This is a genomic window from Rhizobium sp. SRDI943 (assembly GCF_057653695.1).
Window position 1 is genome coordinate 4,740,381 of record NZ_CM172787.1, and the last position, 17,502, is coordinate 4,757,882.

General features: G+C 61.1%; 19 protein-coding genes. 7 read left to right on the top strand and 12 right to left on the bottom strand.

Annotation, left to right across the window (positions count from 1 at the left end; genetic code table 11):
* Positions 1 to 316: 316 nt before the first annotated feature.
* From AC245Y_RS23615 to AC245Y_RS23625, 3 genes are read right to left on the bottom strand one after another with little or no spacing between them, the layout of a single operon-like run.
* The gene (locus AC245Y_RS23615; protein ID WP_012759828.1) at positions 317 to 1,189 is read right to left on the bottom strand and encodes an SDR family oxidoreductase; all 873 of its coding nucleotides are present in this window, start codon (positions 1,187 to 1,189) and stop codon (positions 317 to 319) included.
* Positions 1,189 to 2,346, bottom strand: a complete 1,158-nt coding sequence (gene queG, locus AC245Y_RS23620) for a tRNA epoxyqueuosine(34) reductase QueG (protein ID WP_012759829.1) — start codon at positions 2,344 to 2,346, stop codon at positions 1,189 to 1,191. The genes AC245Y_RS23615 and queG overlap by 1 nt, the downstream gene beginning before the upstream one ends.
* Before the next feature lie 12 nt (positions 2,347 to 2,358).
* Entirely contained in the window at positions 2,359 to 3,051 is a 693-nt protein-coding gene (locus AC245Y_RS23625) for a glutathione S-transferase family protein (RefSeq protein ID WP_003544722.1), read from the bottom strand.
* A 232-nt stretch (positions 3,052 to 3,283) separates the two neighbouring features.
* On the opposite strand from AC245Y_RS23625, the gene AC245Y_RS23630 reads away from it, so the two are divergent.
* Positions 3,284 to 4,081, top strand: a complete 798-nt coding sequence (locus tag AC245Y_RS23630; RefSeq protein ID WP_012759830.1) for an undecaprenyl-diphosphate phosphatase — start codon at positions 3,284 to 3,286, stop codon at positions 4,079 to 4,081.
* A 245-nt stretch (positions 4,082 to 4,326) separates the two neighbouring features.
* On the opposite strand, the gene AC245Y_RS23635 is transcribed toward AC245Y_RS23630, so the two are convergent.
* From AC245Y_RS23635 to dnaN, 8 genes are all read right to left on the bottom strand, one after another.
* Positions 4,327 to 4,479 (bottom strand): hypothetical protein, encoded by a 153-nt coding sequence (locus AC245Y_RS23635; RefSeq protein ID WP_003544729.1) that lies wholly within the window; start codon positions 4,477 to 4,479, stop codon positions 4,327 to 4,329.
* 285 nt (positions 4,480 to 4,764) lie between these two features.
* Positions 4,765 to 5,745 (bottom strand): complex I NDUFA9 subunit family protein, encoded by a 981-nt coding sequence (locus tag AC245Y_RS23640; protein WP_017995781.1) that lies wholly within the window; start codon positions 5,743 to 5,745, stop codon positions 4,765 to 4,767.
* 112 nt (positions 5,746 to 5,857) lie between these two features.
* Positions 5,858 to 6,145 (bottom strand): DUF1330 domain-containing protein, encoded by a 288-nt coding sequence (locus AC245Y_RS23645; RefSeq protein ID WP_012759832.1) that lies wholly within the window; start codon positions 6,143 to 6,145, stop codon positions 5,858 to 5,860.
* Between the two features lie 29 nt (positions 6,146 to 6,174).
* Positions 6,175 to 6,882 (bottom strand): orotidine-5'-phosphate decarboxylase, encoded by a 708-nt coding sequence (gene pyrF / locus AC245Y_RS23650; RefSeq protein WP_012759833.1) that lies wholly within the window; start codon positions 6,880 to 6,882, stop codon positions 6,175 to 6,177.
* 6 nt (positions 6,883 to 6,888) lie between these two features.
* Entirely contained in the window at positions 6,889 to 7,470 is a 582-nt protein-coding gene (locus tag AC245Y_RS23655) for a histidine phosphatase family protein (RefSeq protein ID WP_017995782.1), read from the bottom strand.
* Between the two features lies 1 nt (position 7,471).
* A complete protein-coding gene (gene pmtA, locus AC245Y_RS23660; RefSeq protein WP_012759835.1) occupies positions 7,472 to 8,071 on the bottom strand; it encodes a phospholipid N-methyltransferase PmtA in 600 nt (199 codons plus the stop codon).
* Positions 8,072 to 8,166: 95 nt separating this feature from the next.
* Positions 8,167 to 9,078 carry a DUF72 domain-containing protein gene (locus AC245Y_RS23665; RefSeq protein ID WP_012759836.1) on the bottom strand — a complete coding sequence of 304 codons (912 nt, stop codon included), beginning with the start codon at positions 9,076 to 9,078 and terminating at the stop codon, positions 8,167 to 8,169.
* 54 nt (positions 9,079 to 9,132) lie between these two features.
* Positions 9,133 to 10,251, bottom strand: a complete 1,119-nt coding sequence (dnaN, locus tag AC245Y_RS23670) for a DNA polymerase III subunit beta (RefSeq protein WP_003544738.1) — start codon at positions 10,249 to 10,251, stop codon at positions 9,133 to 9,135.
* Positions 10,252 to 10,510: 259 nt separating this feature from the next.
* Between dnaN and rsmI the strand changes: the two genes are divergently transcribed.
* From rsmI to AC245Y_RS23685, 3 genes are all read left to right on the top strand, one after another.
* Positions 10,511 to 11,428 carry a 16S rRNA (cytidine(1402)-2'-O)-methyltransferase gene (rsmI, locus tag AC245Y_RS23675; protein ID WP_017995783.1) on the top strand — a complete coding sequence of 306 codons (918 nt, stop codon included), beginning with the start codon at positions 10,511 to 10,513 and terminating at the stop codon, positions 11,426 to 11,428.
* Entirely contained in the window at positions 11,418 to 11,786 is a 369-nt protein-coding gene (locus AC245Y_RS23680) for a YraN family protein (RefSeq protein ID WP_012759838.1), read from the top strand. The genes rsmI and AC245Y_RS23680 overlap by 11 nt, the downstream gene beginning before the upstream one ends.
* 114 nt (positions 11,787 to 11,900) lie before the next feature.
* Entirely contained in the window at positions 11,901 to 12,407 is a 507-nt protein-coding gene (locus tag AC245Y_RS23685) for a cupin domain-containing protein (protein ID WP_017995784.1), read from the top strand.
* Between the two features lie 29 nt (positions 12,408 to 12,436).
* Here AC245Y_RS23685 and AC245Y_RS23690 read toward each other — a convergent pair whose 3' ends face one another.
* Positions 12,437 to 13,459, bottom strand: coding sequence for a LacI family DNA-binding transcriptional regulator (locus tag AC245Y_RS23690; protein WP_017995785.1), 1,023 nt, complete (start codon positions 13,457 to 13,459; stop codon positions 12,437 to 12,439).
* A gap of 334 nt (positions 13,460 to 13,793) precedes the next feature.
* Here AC245Y_RS23690 and AC245Y_RS23695 point away from each other — a divergent pair, with 334 nt between their 5' ends.
* From AC245Y_RS23695 to AC245Y_RS23705, 3 genes are all read left to right on the top strand, one after another.
* Positions 13,794 to 14,780, top strand: a complete 987-nt coding sequence (locus AC245Y_RS23695; RefSeq protein ID WP_017995786.1) for a sugar ABC transporter substrate-binding protein — start codon at positions 13,794 to 13,796, stop codon at positions 14,778 to 14,780.
* A 180-nt stretch (positions 14,781 to 14,960) separates the two neighbouring features.
* Entirely contained in the window at positions 14,961 to 16,481 is a 1,521-nt protein-coding gene (locus tag AC245Y_RS23700; protein ID WP_020487055.1) for a sugar ABC transporter ATP-binding protein, read from the top strand.
* Complete coding sequence (locus AC245Y_RS23705) at positions 16,465 to 17,487, top strand: ABC transporter permease (RefSeq protein WP_017995788.1); 1,023 nt, start codon at positions 16,465 to 16,467, stop codon at positions 17,485 to 17,487. Before AC245Y_RS23700 ends, AC245Y_RS23705 begins: the two co-directional genes overlap by 17 nt.
* Positions 17,488 to 17,502: the final 15 nt, after the last annotated feature.

Sequence of the window (17,502 nt, forward strand, 5' to 3'; positions counted from 1 at the left end):
TCACGGAATATTACAGTCGGTAACATTCGTGAGTGTGGTGTCGGGATTCCAGGAATGCGCGCCGCGCCAAAACGTGGAAAAAACCTAATAAAATCAGTTAAAATCCGAACGAATTTTCCGAAGGGATAGTTAACGCCATGGCGTTCACGAAAATCGCGAAAATATTTTTCCCATTTCGCCATATTTATTGCCACATTTGGGCAAATTCAAAGGCCGTTAACCATAAGATGCGGCGAAAATTGTCCGGCCAAACCGGGAAAGTAGGAATTTCCTACTCATTTTGGGTGAACATATCCGTCGCAAACAGGACTGAGTTCTACTCCCCCCACCAGCGTCCATCCCGCCACAATTGCGCAAGCGACATGGGATAGTTCGGGAAGGAGAATGCGAAGCCGGCGGCCTTCAGTTTCGCATTCGAAACCCGTTTGTTCTCGCCGTAAAAGGTGCGCGCCATCGGCGTCAATTCGGCGGTCTCGAACGCCTGCTCCGGCGGCGGTTCGACGCCCATCAGGCGGGCTGCCTCAACGATCACATCCTGCGGGGGGCCGGGCCGGTCGTCGGTGACATTATAGATGCCGCCGAGGCCGCGCTCCGACAGGAAGCGTGTCGAAGCACCAATATCTTCGACGCGGATGCGGTTGAACACCTGGTCCTTCTTGATCAGCCGTCGCGCCGTGCCCTTGTCCAGATTGCAGAAGGCGTTGCGGCCCGGCCCATAGATGCCGGAAAGGCGCAGCACCGCCGCCGGCACGCCGCGCTCCCGGCCCATCGCCAGCCAGCCCTCTTCCGCCTCGAGCCGCTCGGTCGACCGTCCGGAAACGGGCAGGCACGGCGTTTCCTCACTCACCCAGGCGCCCTGGTGATCGCCATAGACGCCGACCGTGGAGAGATAACCGATCCATTCGAGCTTCGGCAGCAGGCGTGCGCCGTCTTTATCAAGCAGCCGCAGCAGCGGGTCGGCTCTTCCAGGGGCGATCGACTGGACCAGATGCGTTACACCAGTCAAAGCCCGCCGCAGCCCCGCTTCCATGCTCTCGCCGTCGAAAAGGAAAGCTTCGATGCCGTTCCGGCGGAGCGCCTCCATCTTGTCAGGTGAGCGCGTGGTGCCGGAAACCCGCACGTCGTCGCCGGCAAAGGCCTTGGCGATTGCCGTGCCGGAATAGCCGCAGCCAAAAATCATCACATGCATCAACCCACTCCCGCCAATCGCCATTCGTTCAGGACGTCGTCATCTCTCTCATCCGCCCTTTGTGCGGCAAAGGCCGCAAATTCGCCGGCCTCCATCAGCCGCGAAAGTGCCCAGACCGCCATGCCGCGCACCACGGGTGAGGGATCGTCTGAAAGCCGGCGACATGGCCCGATGAGCGCCTTGTCGCCGGAATTGCCGGCGGCGATCAGCACGTTGCGGACGAAACGGTCGCGGCCGATCCGCTTCACCGGCGAGCCGCTGAAAAAGGCACGGAAGGCGGCATCGTCAAGCGTCAGCAGAAAGGCGATCGACGGCTCCTTCAGATCTTCCCGCGCCTGTAGCTTCATCTCGGAGGCGGAGCTTGCGAACTTGTTCCAGGGACAGGCGGCAAGACAGTCGTCGCAGCCGTAGATGCGATTGCCGATCAATATGCGCAAATCGGCGTCGATCGGTCCCTTGTGCTCGATGGTGAGATAAGAGATGCAGCGCCGCGCGTCGATCTGGTAAGGCGCCGGGAAGGCAGCCGTCGGACAGATGTCGAGGCAGGCGCGGCAGGTGCCGCAATGATCGCTCTCCGGCGCGTCGATTACAAGATCGGCGGTGGTGAACATCGTGCCGAGGAACAACCAGGAGCCGTGCATGCGGCTGACGAGATTGGTATGTTTCCCCTGCCAGCCGAGCCCGGCCGCCGCCGCTAAGGGCTTTTCCATCACCGGCGCCGTATCGACGAAGACCTTTACATCGGCGCCTGCCCGCGCCGCAAAGCGCGTGGCGATCTCCTTCAGCCGGCCCTTGATGACGTCGTGATAATCGCGGTTGCGGGCATAGACTGATATCGCTGCCTTGTCCGGCTTGTCGAGAATGCCGCGGGGATCTTCTTCCGGAGCGTAATTGAGGCCGAAGACGACGACGGAGCGCACCTCGCTCCAGAGTGCGCGCGGATCGCCGCGCCGGTCGCGCGTCTCCGCCATCCAGTCCATCGTCCCGTGACGCCCGGCATCGATGAACTGGCCGAGACGCTCTTTCGCTTCAGGGATCGCGTCCGGTCGCGTGATGCGGCAAAGATCGAAGCCCTTGGCGGCAGATTCCGCCCGAACGAACTCGGTCAAATTGTCGCGGCGGCGGCGCTCTTTGTCGACATTGTCAGGTTCGGGCATGAAGAGCCCTCGTCAGAAATCCAGATCGGCATAGTGTGAAACCGGTGTCAGGCCGCGCACGCGCTCGGTCAGCATCGGCCGGAAGGAGGGACGTGACTTCAGCCGCTGGTACCAGTCCTTGACGACGGGCGAATCCGCCCACTCGATCTCGCCGAGATAATCGAGGATCGAGATCGAGGCCGCGGCGGCAAGGTCGGCATAGCTCATCCGCTCGCCCGCCAGCCACTGACGCGAGCCGGCAAGCCAGGTGAGATAACGCATATGCTGACGGATATTCGCGCGGGCCGTGCGTAAAACCTTCGAATCCGGCGCGCCGCCGCCCTGATCGGCGGTCATCTGCAACTTGTAGACACGCTCGCGGGCGAGCGGCTTGGTCACGTCGTTTTCCATCTTCTGCATGAACCATTCGGTCAGCCGGCGGATTTCCGCCCGCTGGAAAGGGTCTTCGGCGAGCAGCCGCCGGTCGCGCTTCAAGACGCCGTGCGTCTCGTCCAGATATTCGGAAATGACGCTCGCGCCGCAGAGCGCGCGCATGCTGTCGTCGACATAGACCGGCAGCGTGCCGGCCGGATTGAGCGCCAGGAAATCCCGGCGCTTCTCCCATGTCTGCTCCTCGATCAGATCCGCCTGATAGCCGTATTCCGCCAGGATCAGCCGGACGAAGCGAGATGCGGATGACATGGGATGATGATAAAGCGTGGGCATCGATACTCGGGCTTTGTGATTGCTGTTACAGGACTGTGTGGCAGCTCGATTATAGCGCCCTAGTCATGACTCATTGGTTGAAGCTATAGGAGTTTGGCCCCGCCAATACAAGCGAATCGGATTTTTCAGGCCATCTGATAATGGCGAAACACGGTCTAACGAACGAATGGAAGCGGCAGCCTGATCGGCCCAAGCGCTCAGGCCCGACCGAACTTTAAACCGGAGACAATGTATGGATTATATAAATGCTGCAATTCTCGGTGTCATAGAGGGGATCACCGAATTTCTGCCGATCTCGAGCACCGGCCACCTGATCATTGCCGAGCAATGGCTCGGACATCGGTCGGACATGTTCAACATCGTCATTCAGGCAGGCGCCATCCTCGCCGTCACCATCATCTACTGGCGTCGTCTGCTGGATCTGGTGCTTGGCTGGCGTGATCCCGTCAATCGCGACTATGCCGCCAAGCTGATCGTCGCGTTTCTCATCACCGCAATTCTCGGACTTATCGTCAAGAAGCTCGGCTTTGAACTGCCGGAGACCGCAACACCGATCGCCTGGGCGCTCATCATCGGCGGTATCTGGATGATCTTTGCCGAATGGGCCGCCGCCCGCAGGCCGCCGCATAAAGAGATTACCTGGCTTGTCGCCATCCTGGTCGGCATCGCCCAGATCGTTGCCGGCGTCTTCCCGGGAACCTCGCGCTCCGGCGCCACCATCTTCGTCGCCATGCTGGCAGGCACGGGCAACCGCGCCGCGGCGACCGAGTTTGCCTTTCTCGTCGGCATACCCACAATGTACGCGGCAAGCGCCTATGAATTGCTGAAGACGTTCAGGGATGGCGGAGCGGCAGGCGAAGACTGGACGGCGCTCGGCATCGCCTTCGTCGTCTCCACCGTCGTCGCCTTCATCGCGGTCAAATGGCTGCTTGCCTATATCAGAAGCAACCGGTTTACCCTGTTTGCCATCTACCGCATCATTCTCGGCGTCTTGCTGCTCGGCATGGCCGCGACCGGCTTGATTGCCTGAGGTATCCGTCCTGCATTGCATTCGCGCAACTCCCGGCGCGCGAATGCAAATGCCCCGTCGGACCGCACAAACAGGCACTCGATTACCGGCAAGGCGCCGAATTTTTCAGCTAGTCATTGAGGGGATACGCTCCCACCGCCGCTTTGAAGCAGGCGAAACTGAGCGGTGATCTCGAAGCGCCCTGTTTCAGGCGTTCCGATCGACTGCTTGCTTGAGCAGGATGCCGGCTGAGGGCCGGCTTTTCGTCAATGGATGATCGAAGCCGTCGAGCAAGGATCGACGCCGTAGGCCGGCGAGCAATCGCCCTTTACCGCCGCGACCGAACCGGGCGCAACGAAAGAGCCTGCAAGGATAACCAGCGCCGCACACGCAAACAGGAGCGCGATTGACTTGCCCATCGAGAATTGCCTTTCACAGTGATTGCCGCGCGCGACCGCAGGCGTTGAGTCCGTTGGAAGACGCGCGGGTTTGGTAGTCAGTGGAATGGCAAATAGCAATAAACGTTCCTGCTAAATTTCGCGTTAATTCCACAAAAATTCCGATGCGTCTTTTATGCAACGCAACTCAATGTGGTGGACAGCAAAACACCCCAGGCTTGCGCCGGGCTTTGCAGGACACGGCAACGCCAAAAGGCCGCCCGCGGGATCCGCAGACGGCCAAATCTGATCGGTTGGAGAAGATGGTCAGGCGGCCTTGCCGGTGCCGGTATACTGGCCGTGCGGACGATAGTGCACGAGATAGGAGCCAAGCACCGATGCCACCATGGTGGGCGCAATGCCGAGGCCCTTCAGCGTGCGGCCTTCCGCCTCGGCTTCCTTGGAGACGACATTGTCGCGCTTCAGCATGCGCACCTGATCCGGCGTGATCGGCGGCGTTATGAAGGGGACCAGCGAAGCGATGCTGCCGATCATCGAAGCGATGCCGAAGGGCAGGGATACCAGCGGGTTCTTACGGCACGTTACCTTCAGCATCGTCTCGAGACATTCACGGAAGCTGAGCACCTCAGGCCCGCCAAGCTCATAGACCTTGCCGCCGGCGACCTTGCCGTCGACGGCGCGGGCGACGGCCTCGGCGATATCCTCGACATAGACAGGCTGGAATTTCGTCTTGCCGCCGCCAATAAGCGGCAGGATCGGCGACATGCGTGCCATCTCGGCAAACTTGTTGAAGAAGCTGTCCTCCGGTCCGAAGACGATCGACGGACGGAAGATCACCGCATCGGTCTTGACCGACAGGATGGCCGTTTCGGCGCGGCCCTTGGTGCGGCCATAGTCGGAATCGGATTTCGCGTCGGCGCCGATCGCCGAAATATGCGTCAGCGTCGCACCCGCGCCGCGCGCCGCTTCGGCAACCGCACGGCCGCCGAATTCCTGCACGGCGTCGAATGTGTTGCGGCCGGCCTCGTGCAGAATGCCGACGCAGTTGACGACATGGCTTGCCCCGTCGACGGCGCGGTCGATCGAGCTGCGGTAGCGCAGGTTCGCCTGCACGAAGGAGATCTGGCCGACATTGCCGAGCGGCTGCAGGAAGCCGGCGAGATCGGGACGGCGCACGGCGACGCGGATGTTATAACCGCGCTTGGCCAGCGCCCGAACCACGTGCCTGCCCACGAAACCGGAGCCTCCGAACACGGTAACGAGCGGCGGCAGGTTGGCAAGGGTCATGGCAGGCTCCTCGAAAGGCTTTGCGGGATGCTGAATTGGCTCTCGTCTTAGCCGAATCCCTGCGCGACGGGAAGGCCCATCACGCCGTCAGTTTTTTAAGATGTAACGTCGATCAGACGCCTTCGACGACGACCATTTCCGCATCCGCGGCCTCCTGGCGGATTTTCGCGGCGATCTGATATTCCGGCGAATTGTAGCAGTCGACCGCATGCTGCATCGACGGGAATTCAATCACTACGTTGCGGACGCGCGCCTTGCCCTCGAGTTCGGTAAAGGCGCCGCCGCGCGCCAGGAAATTCGCGCCATATTTTTCGAAGGCCGGCTTGGCGGCCGCCACGTAATCCTTGTAGCGCTCGGCATCGCGAACGTCGACGCGGGCGATCCAGTATCCTTTGGCCATGGTCTTATCCCTTTTGTCGTTGATTGCGGTCAGCGATTTGCCGGCCAGAGCGCGCTCACCATCTCGCTGAGGATCGCGCGGGCGGCATCGCGGGGATCCGGAGCCTTGACGACAGGCCGGCCGACAACGAGATGCGTCGCTCCCGCCTTCAGCGCGTCGAAAGGCGTCATCACCCGCTTCTGGTCGCCCTTGTCGCTACCATCAGGGCGAATGCCGGGGGTGACGATGGCCATGTCGGGTCCGACGATTTCGCGCACTGCAGCCGCTTCTTCCGCCGAGCAGACGATACCGCCCATGCCGGCTGCGCGCGCCTGTTCGGCGCGGCGCAGCACCAGGCTGTGCGGATCCTGGCTGTAGCCCGCCTCGGCAAGGTCGTCGGCATCCATCGAGGTCAGCACGGTCACGCCGAGCAGGCAGAGGCCGGAGCCGGCTGCGGCCTCGACCGCTGCCTTCATGGCTTTCGGATAGGCATGCAGCGTCAGCATCGACATGCCCATCTTGGCGATGTTCTCGACGCCGGAGGCGACAGTGTTGTCGATGTCGAGCAGCTTCATGTCGAGAAAGATCTTCTTGCCGCTTGCGGCAAGATCACGGGCGAATTCCAGGCCGCCGGCAAAGACCAGCTGATAGCCGATCTTATAGAAGAGAATGTCGTCGCCGAGCGTGGAAACCAGTCTTTCCGCCTCGCCGATCGTTGGAACATCCAGGCCGACGATCAACCGCTCGCGTGCGTCCATCTGAAGTCACCCCTGCCAGTCTTCGATGGGCGTCCAGTCGCATGTTAGGCGCCGATCCGCAAGACCGAAAGCATAGAGATTGCCGCCGCCGCCGGGCTGGTCGCGGTCGCGCGCGATCGGGCTGCCCGCCAGATGGCATTTGAGCAGCGTGCCGACGCCGCCATGGCCGACAAAGGCGATCGGCGCCGTCGCATCATGCGTGGCAAGAACGGCATTAACGGCCTCGACGATGCGGGCCTGCGCGTCGACTGCGCGCTCCCAGCCCTTGAAGCTTTGTTCCGGATGGGCGAAGAACCAGTCGGCCGCCTCTTCGAATTGCGGCGGCGGCAGGAAGCCGGTGGCCGTGCGGTCGTTCTCGTGCGTCGCGTGGACGATCTCGATCGTCACGCCGGACGCTTCCGCCAGGATTTCGGCCGTCTCGATCGCCTTCGTCTCGTCGCTGGAGACGATGCGTTGCAATTGCCTCGCCCAGCCGCTCTCTGCCGCTTTGCGCGCCCGCGCCGCGCCGACATCGGAAAGCCCCCATTTCGGCACCGGCACGTTTGGGTCGATCCTGACCTGCGGATGAGTGATGTAGATCCCGAACATCTCAGCCGCGCTTATAGATCCAGAGCTGCGCCGGCGGAATATTGCGCATGACGAAGTCGAAATGCTGGATATGGTAGCGGTCGGGATTGGCGGCGATCGGCGAGATCGCGCCATAGGAAATCTGCACCATCGGCCGGCCGGCCGGCAGTCGATCGAGCAGGCTTTCGAGCAGCGAGATGCGCTTCGCCATCGGGAAATTCAGCAGCGGAATACCCGAGACGACGGAATCGAAGGTGAGACCGCTGAAATTGCCAAGAGTACTCTGAAGATCGAAGGCATCGCCGTTGATGAAGTGCACGCCGGGATAGGTCCGCTGCAGATGTTTATGAAAATCCGTCGAATATTCGATTGCGACGAGATTTTCCGGACGGACGCCGCGGCCGAGAATGGCCTTGGTGATAGCACCCGTGCCCGGTCCGAGTTCAAGCACCGGCAGCCCGGAATGGATATCGACGACGCTTGCCATGCGCTTCGCCGTGATCGAGGAGGTCGGCACGATCGAGCCCACCGTCTTCGGCCCCTGCATCATGCCCCGGAAGAAGCGGATCTCGTCGTCGAACTTCTTGCCCAACCGTTCCTTCACCTTGACCCGTAAGCTCATTCTCCACCCATCCGCATGTTGATCGAATGCCTTAATATGCCGCTTGTCGCTTAAGGGACAAGGATTTTCGCAACAAGGACATCGGCATCAACAGTTCATGCGGCTTTCGGCGCTGAACCGGGCATGAGATCGGCGAGCCTTTCGCTCAATTGATCGGCATCGATAGGCGCGCGCAGCTTCACATCGGTATTGTCGAAATAGAGATAGACGTCACGGCCTTTGCTGCGCGCCGCTACGGGCGCCAGCACTCGCGTCGCATTCTCAGCTTCTCCACCCGTGGCCCAGGCGCGGATGCGTTGCGCCCATATGTCGAGCGCTTCGCCCTCGTAGCCGCTGACATAGAGCTTTTCGGAACCATGCAGGCGGCAGTAGATGAAATCGGCGGTGACATCCATCAGCAGTGGCCATTTCACCGTATCGGCGCAGACGAGAGCGACCCTGTGCCGCCTGAGCATGTCGATGAAAGCGGGTGAGCGGAAGCTCTCGTGGCGAATCTCCAGCGCATGCCGGATCGGCTGGTGCCCGTCGCATTTAAGCCAGGCCGGTCCCTTGATATGCCAGTCGTGACGCTTCGCAAGCGCTGTCGCTGCGTCGCGGTCGTGCGGCAGCAGCGACAAAAAGCTCTCGAAAAGGGATGGGTCGAAGACCATGTTCGGCGGGAATTGCCAGAGGATCGGTCCGAGCTTGGGACCAAGCCGCAAAAGGCCGGAGGCGAGGAAATTGGCGAGCGCCGTCTGGATATCCTGCAGCCGCAGCATATGGGTGATGAAGCGCGGTCCCTTGACTGCGAAGACGAAATCCTCCGGCGTTTCCTCGCGCCAGCGGCCGAAGCTTTCGGGCCGCTGCAATCCGTAGAAGGTGCCGTTGATCTCGATCGACCGGAAGTGCCGGGCGGCGTAGGAAAGCTCCTGCTTCTGCGGCAGGTCCTTCGGGTAGAATTGACCGCGCCAGGGCGCATAGGTCCAGCCGGATATGCCGATGCGCACCGTTCCCGTCTTTTTGGTCATGGGATCCTCCGTTTTGACAGGAGGAAAAACGGCAATGGGCGGCCTTCGTTCCGGTCAGACGCGCATCGGCATCAGCACGTAGAGCGCATCGTCGCCCGCCGTGTCGCGGATCAGCGTCGGCGAGCCGGCATCGGCAAGCAGGAAGATCGCTTCCTCGCCGGAAAGCTGGGCGGTGATGTCGAGCAAGTATTTGGCATTAAAGCCGATTTCCATCGCATCCGTGTCGTAGCCGACGGCAACTTCTTCCGTCGCGCTGCCGGAATCGGGATTGTTGACGGTCAGCATCAACTGCCCCTCGGAAAGCGCCAGCTTGACGGCGCGGCCGCGCTCGGAGGAGATCGTCGAGACGCGGTCGACGGCCTGTGCGAAACTCGTGCAGTCGACCCGCATTTCCTTGTCGTTGCCGGTGGGGATGACGCGCTGATAATCCGGGAAGGTGCCGTCGATCAGTTTCGAGGTCATGACGATCGAGCCGATCGTCAGCCGGATCTTGGCGTCGGAGACCTCGACGGTCACCATTACCTCGGGATTGTCGACCAGCTTCTGCAGCTCGCCGACCGTCTTGCGCGGAATGATGATGCCGGGCATCCCCTCGGAGCCGGAAGGCGCATCGACATCGGCGCGCGCCAGCCGGTGGCCGTCGGTCGCAACCGCCCTGAGCTTCAGCTGGCCGTTGCTCTCGATCGTGTGGAAGAAGATGCCGTTCAGATAATAACGCGTCTCTTCCGTCGAAATCGCGAATTGGGTGCGGTCGATCAGCATCTTCAGATCGGCCGCCTTCAGCTTGAAGGAATGCGTGAAGGTGCCGGCCGTGAGATCAGGGAAGTCCGATTCCGGCAGGCATTGCAGCGAGAATTTCGAGCGGCCGGACTGCACGGTCATCGCGCCGCCATCGGGGCTGGTGGCAAGCAGCACTTCCGATCCGTCGGAAAGCTTGCGCACGATGTCGTAGAGAAGATGCGCGGGAACGGTGGTGGCGCCGGGCTGTTCGACGCTAGCAGGTGTCGCCTCGGTGATTTCGAGGTCGAGGTCGGTCGCCTTCATATCGAGCTTCTGGCCGTCGGCTTTGAGCAATACGTTGGACAGGATCGGGATCGTGTTGCGACGTTCGACCACGCGGTGGACGTGGTTCAGCGATTTCAACAGGTTTGACCGCTCAATAGTAATACGCATGGGATGCTACCGCTTTCGACCGTGACTGTCCGGGCGCGTCGAGCACCCGAAGAATGCTGTCCCGGCTTGAGGCCGGGGGAGTGGACGGGCAAAATGGCAGACTTCAGCATTGCTTTGCAAGAGGCATGGACGTCGGCACCCCTGCATTTGCGGTTTTCCAGAGCAATGCTCACAGAAATCCGAACCCTTGCCGAAGCGGTGCGGCTCGCCCATAAGGGTTCGATGCCGGCGACGAGCCGGCGGGACGAAAGCAAATGGCATGAATGAGGAAACCACAGCGGACGCCGCCAGCCGGCGAAGCTTCCGCCTGCACAATATGGCGGTGCCGGCGCGGCCGCTGGAGCCGGCGCTCTATCTCGTCGCCACTCCCATCGGCAATCTCGGCGATATCACGCTGCGGGCGCTCGAAACGCTGGCCGGCGCCGATGTGCTTGCCTGCGAAGATACGCGCGTCACCCGCGTGCTGCTCGACCGCTACGGCATCCAGAACCGCCCCTTTGCCTATCACGAGCACAATGCCGACGAGGCCGGTCCAAGGCTGCTGCAGGCGCTCGAAGCCGGGCGCTCGGTGGCGCTGGTTTCCGATGCCGGCACGCCGCTGGTCTCCGATCCCGGCTATCGGCTGGCGCAGCAGGCGATAGCGGCAGGTTACCGCGTCATTCCCATTCCCGGCGCCTCCGCCCCGCTCGCAGCCCTTGTCGGCTCCGGCCTGCCGAACGATGCCTTTCTTTTCGCCGGTTTCCTGCCGGCCAAGGACAAGGCCCGCCGCGACCGGCTGGGTGAACTTGCCGCAGCACCCGCGACGCTGATCTTCTTTGAATCGCCGCATCGCATCGGCGCAACGCTTCTGGCCGCCGCCGATGTGCTGGGCGGCGCTCGGCCCGCCTCCGTCTGCCGCGAACTGACCAAGACCTATGAAGAGTTCCGCCGCGGCACGCTTGCCGACCTTGCGGCGCATTATCAACAGGTGGAAAACGTCAAGGGCGAGATCGTCCTCGTGATCGGTCCGCCGGAGCCGGTCGAGACCGCTGAGGCCGATGTCGAAGCCATGCTGGCCGACCTGTCGAAGTCGATGCCGACGGCAGGCGCCGCGACCGAGGCCGCCCGCCTCACCGGCCTGCCGCGCAAGGTGCTCTACCAGCGCCTGCTGGAGATCAAGAACGCCGATGGGCGATAACGATCTCACCGCGATCAGGAGGAGGGCACTGCGCCGGGGCCGCATGTCGGAATATGTCGCGGCCGTCTTCCTGATGCTGAAGGGCTATCGCATCCTGGCGCTGCGCCACCGCACTAGGCTCGGCGAGATCGACATCATCGCCCGTAAGGGCGATCTCGCCGTCTTCGTTGAGGTCAAGGCCCGCCATGGCGAGGCCGCGGCGGTCGACGCCGTCTCTGTCGCCGCGCAGAAGCGGATACGGGCGGCAAGCGATCTCTGGCTTGCCCGCCAGGCGGATCAGGCCCGCCTTTCCCAGCGCTATGATATCGTCGCGATCATGCCAGGCCGGCTGCCGCGGCACTTTATTGATGCCTTCTGAGCCTCTTTCGACCCATCGGATTTCCGGATCGTTAAACTTTTAGTTCCCGCGTGAACCGGGTTCTTACGACTCTCTGCTATCGACTCGGTAGGGATAACAATTGGGGGTTGTTTCATGGCCTGGAAGCTGATGCTTGCAAGTGCGGTCGCCATGGCCGCGCGCTCGGTGCCGTATGCTGCCGTGGCGAAGCCGGCCGGAAAATCCTTCGTCGCGCATGCGAGCGGTCTGCTGCCGCTTAAATCCACGCCGATCAATCCGGACTGGGTTATCAGCGGCAATCCGCAGGCCCGCACGGCCGAACATTCGCGCGGCCATGACGAGGCATCGCTGACGGCGATCTGGGATTGCACGGCGGGCGAATTCCGCTGGCGTTTCGGCTGGGACGAGACAGTGATGATCCTCGAAGGCGAGGTTCATATCACCGCCGAGGACGGCACGGAACGAACCCTGCGTGCCGGCGACGTCGCCTTTTTCGCCGGCGGAACCTGGGCAAGCTGGCGGGTCGACAATTACGTCCGCAAGGTCGCCTTCCTGCGCAAGCCCTTCCCCAAGCCCTTGGCGATCGCCTACCGCCTCCGCAACATGCTGCGCAACAGCGGCAACCAGGGCATCGCCGCCTGACGATCGATTTCGATGTTCGGGCCTATGCGCTAATCGGGCTGAGGCGGGGCGGTTGTTTCGCCCTTCAAGATCTCGCAGCCGAATAGGATCGGATTGTCGAGGTCAGGCGCGGTTTGCTTGTTCAACAGAACGGCCACCGCTGCTGCGGCTATGTCTTGAATCGGCTGTTTCACGGTCGTCAGGCGTGGCGTTGTCATGCTTGCGAGCGGGATGCCGTCGAAGCCGAGGATCGAAAGGGCTGCGGGTATCGGAATTCCCAGATCATGCGCTGCCCGCATGCAGCCGATTGCCTGCTGGTCCGAACTTGCAAAGATCGCCGTCGGCCGCTCGTTTCGTGCGCGTGCCAGCAGATAATTTCCCGCGGAACGGCCGCTCTCGTAGTCGAAGGCCGCCTCGGCGATCAGCGGTCGTCCCGCCATTCGTCTGCTGTCGTCCGCCTGCTCCCCCGCCTGCTCGATTGCATCGAGATAACCTCTGAGGCGATCGTTGGCGGGGACGGAGTGGCCAGGCCCCGAGATGAAGCCGATGCGGCGATGACCGAGCTGCAAAAGATGTTCGACGCCAAGGCGAACGCCATTGCGGTGATCGGCGGCAATGCCGGAATATCCTGGCATAAGGCGGTCGACGACGACGATCGGCAATCCGTTCGGCAGCTGGAGTGTGTGGAAATCATTGCTGGGAACCAGCATGATGCCGTCGACCTTTCGGCTTGTCAGCTGTTTGATGCGGTCAGCCTCCTTGGCCGCATGATCAAACGACGTCATGACGATGATATTATAGCCGTGATTTGCCGCCGCTTGTTCCGCCGATTGGACAAGTTCCGCGAAGAACGGATTGGTCAGATCCGGAATGACGATGCCGATGAGGCGGCTGACCTTGCCGCGCATGCTTCGCGCCGACGGGTCGGGTGTATAGCCGAGGTCTTTGATGATCGCTGTGACGCGCGCCCGCAATTCCTTCGTCACGGAGGGATGATCATTCAAAACCCGCGAAACGGTCCCGGTGGAAACTCCCGCAAGCTTGGCAACCTCTCGAATCCCGACCTTTGACATAACGGAAACAGTGGCCCTTTCTCTGCGCCCTCGGAAGACACCGAAGCGCGCCTGATCGAAGCTTCCAGCTAATGGTCTTTACCGCCCTCGTCAAAGGGCTGCATCTCAATTTTGACCGCCAGTCTGCATAGCACGAGCGTGGGCCAATGCTCAATGGAAACGGTTCATCGCATGCGCACCGATACGGGTCAAACCTAGGAGTATAAGCCGACGTTTGGTTCGATTTCGGCAGCTTGACAATTTTTAAGGGCGTGCTACCCAGATGCCGTTGGAAACGGTTCATTGCCGCAGGCAACTCAGGTGGAGCTGAGCCCAGGACCGTTCGGGAGGAAAAATGTCCAATTTTTTGAAGCGTGAATCCGTCTTGATCAATGCGCCGCGCCGTGCGGCATTGAAGCTTGGACTTGCCGGCACCTTGGTGCTTGCGCTGTCCTGTGGCGTGTCGCCCGCCTTTGCGGCCGGCAAGCCGAAGGTCGGCCTGATCATGAAATCCTTGTCCAATGAGTTCTTCAAGCAGATGAAGGCCGGCGCCGACAAATATGCGGCCGAAAACAAGGACAAGTTCGACTTCAAGGCCGTCGGCATGAAGGATGAGCGTGATTTCGCGTCCCAGGTCGATGCCGTCGAAAACTTCGTCACGCAGAAATACGATATCATCGTTGTTGCGCCGGCCGATTCAAAGGCCATGGCAACCCCGCTGGCAAAGGCAGTCAAGGCCGGCGTCAAGGTCATCAACATCGACGTGCCGCTCGATGCCGATGCGAAGAAGAAAGCCGGTATCGATCTCGCTTTCTTCGGGCCTGACAATAGGGGCGGGGCGACGCTTGCGGGCGACGCGCTTGCCAAGGATCTGGGACCCGGCGCCAAGGTCGTCATCCTCGAGGGTAACCCCGAGGCCGACAATGCCAAGGAGCGCAAGGAAGGCTTCATGGACTCCGTCAAGTCTGGCAAGCTTGAGCTTCTCGACAGCAAGACGGCCCATTGGGAGACGGAAGAAGCCAATACCGTCATGACGAATTTCCTGACGAAATATAAGGATATTCAGGGCGTTATGGCAGCCAACGACTCGATGGCTCTCGGCGTTGTCAAGGCGCTCGATGCGGCCGGCCAGAGTGGCAAGATCAAGGTTGTCGGCTTCGATAACATTCCGCCGGTTCAGCCGCTGATCAAGGATGGCAAGATGCTTGCCACTGTCGAACAGTATGGCGCGCAGATGGCGGTCCTCGGCATCCAGTATGGCATGCGTGAACTTGCCGGCGAGACATTCACCGGCTGGGTCAAGACCGACATCAAGCTGGTCACCGCAGCGGATCTCAAATAGTCGGGATCGCCCGCATCGCGCGTCTGACAAGACGCGCAGCACTGTACAGGAAGCGTCGGCTGCGGCCGGCGCTCACCGCTACCAACCGATTGACGCGTTGATCGCTTCAGGTGAGGCTCGTTTCCGAGTTCCTGGGATGCGTGCTGCGTGGAGTTCGAACAAAGCGTGCATGAGGTCGCCATGTCAGACGCAGCAAATGACGACATTTTGAGGCTGGAAGGGATCGGCAAGCGCTTCCCGGGCGTCGTAGCGCTCAAGGATGTCTCTATGCGGATCGGCCGCGGCAAGGGGCACGTTCTTCTCGGCGAGAACGGTGCTGGAAAATCGACCCTGATCAACCTGCTCGGCGGTGTCTTCAGGCCGGATGACGGTCACATTCTATTCGACGGCAAGCAATACCATCCGGCCTCGCCGTTGGAGGCGTTCAAGGCGGGCATCCGGGTCATTCACCAGGAGCTGCATCCGCTTTCCAACCTGACGGTGGCGGAAAACCTGTTGTTCGAGCATCTGCCGCGCCGCTACGGCCTGGTGAACTACAAGGAAATGAACAGCAGAGCAGCGGAACTCCTGGAAGAGGTCGGCCTCGACGTCGCCCCGACGACACTGGCGAGCCGCCTCAGCGTCGCGCAGCTTCAACTGGTCGAGATCGCCAAGGCGCTTTGTTATGAAAGCAAGCTTCTCGTTCTCGACGAACCGACGGCAACCCTGACCTCCAAGGAGGTCGATCGCCTCTTCGAGATTCTCAAGCGGCTGAAGCGGCGTGGCGTGACCACGCTCTACATCTCGCACAGGCTGGAGGAGATCTTTGACGTCGGTGACGATGTGACGGTGCTGCGCGACGGCCAGCATGTGATCACGCGTCCGCTGTCCGGACTTGCTATTCCTGACATCGTCGAACTCATGGTCGGGCGCAAGCTTTCGGATCATGGCATTTTTCGCAGCGACAGCACCGTGTCCGGCGAGGCGCTCGGCGTGTCCGGCCTGAAGGTGACGCGCAATAGCCCGGAACTGTCATTTTCCGTGGCAAAGGGGGAAATCGTCGGCATTGCCGGTCTTGTCGGCAGTGGCCGGACGGAGGCGGTTCGCGCCATATTCGGCGCCGATGCCAAAGCGGCCGGCGAAATTCGGGTGAATGGCGATCCGGTTGAGATCCATTCGCCGAAGGATGCCGTTGCTGCCGGCCTCTGCCTGGCAACCGAAGACCGCAAGACGCAGGGCTTGATGCTCGATATGAGCTGCGCTGAAAATGCCACCATAACCGATCTCGCCAAGATCTCCCGCAACGGTTTGATCATGCGAAGGGCGCAGGACGATCATTCGCAGCGCCTCGTGCGCGAACTGCGCATCAAGACCCCGTCGATCCATCAGGCGGTCAGAACCTTTTCCGGCGGCAACCAGCAAAAGGTCGTCATTGCAAAATGGCTGTTCCGCGGCCCTAAAGTTCTGATTTTCGATGAGCCGACCCGTGGAATCGACGTCGGTGCAAAGGCCGAGATTTACGAGCTTCTGTGGAAGTTTGCGGCCGAAGGAAAAGGCGTTCTGGTCGTCTCTTCGGATCTGCCGGAGCTCATCGGCATTTGCCATCGCATCATCGTCTTCTCCGACGGCAAGATATCGGGCGAAATAGTTCGGGAACAATTTGACGAGAGCAGGATCCTTTCGCTCGCCTACAAGGAGTACAGTCGTGTCCGCCAACATTGAAAAACAGACCGACGCGAAAGAGGTGAGCGTCTGGGACAAGCTTGTCCGGATTTCGCTGAAGGAGGCGGGCGTCGCCATTGCCCTCATTCTGATCCTGGCGTTTTTCTCGGCGACGGCGCCCTATTTCGCAACGCCGGAGAACTTCCTGAAGATCTTCGTGCAGATTGCCATCAACACCGTGCTTGCTGCGGGCATGACCTTCGTCATCCTCGTTGGCGGCATCGATCTCTCGGTCGGGTCGCTGCTTGCCCTTTGCACCGTGATCGGTGCGACGATCATGATCAATCCGGCGTTTTCGCCATGGCAGGCGATTGTCCTCGCATGTCTTGCGTCGATGGGCACGGGTGCCATCCTTGGCGCCGTCAACGGCTGGATTTGCGAGAAGTGGAAGCTTCCCTCATTCATCGTCACCCTTGGCATGCTGAACGTCGCCAGCGGCCTGGCGCGCGTGGTCAGCGACAATTCCACGATCACCGGCCTGCCTCAGCCTTTCGTCGATTTCGGCAACCTGATCTTCTGGGGCATATTTCCCTCGATCTTCCTGATTGCGATCGTCGTCGTCCTCATCGGCTGGTTCGTGTTGCGCTACACCGTCTTCGGGCGCTTCGTCTTCGCGATCGGCACCAATGAAGAGGCTGTCCGGCTGTCGGGGCATGAGCCGAAACGGTACAAGATTGCGGTCTTCACGATCTCAGGGCTGACGGCCGGCATTGCCGCCATGGTCTATCTGCTCCGTCTCAATGTCGGCAGCCCGGTTGCGGGTATCGGCTATGAGTTGAATGCGATCGCCGCCGTCATTATCGGTGGAACCAGCCTTTCGGGCGGCAAGGGCTCGATTGTCGGCACGCTGGTCGGCGCCTGCATTCTGCAGGTGCTGTCGACGGGATTGCAGCTCTTGGGCGCCGACGATAATATCAAGCCGATCGTCATCGGTGCCGTCATCGTGCTCGCCGTCATTCTCGACAGCTATCGCGGCCGGTTGATGCGGAAACTCGAAACGCGGTGAAATGCAATTCCAGCA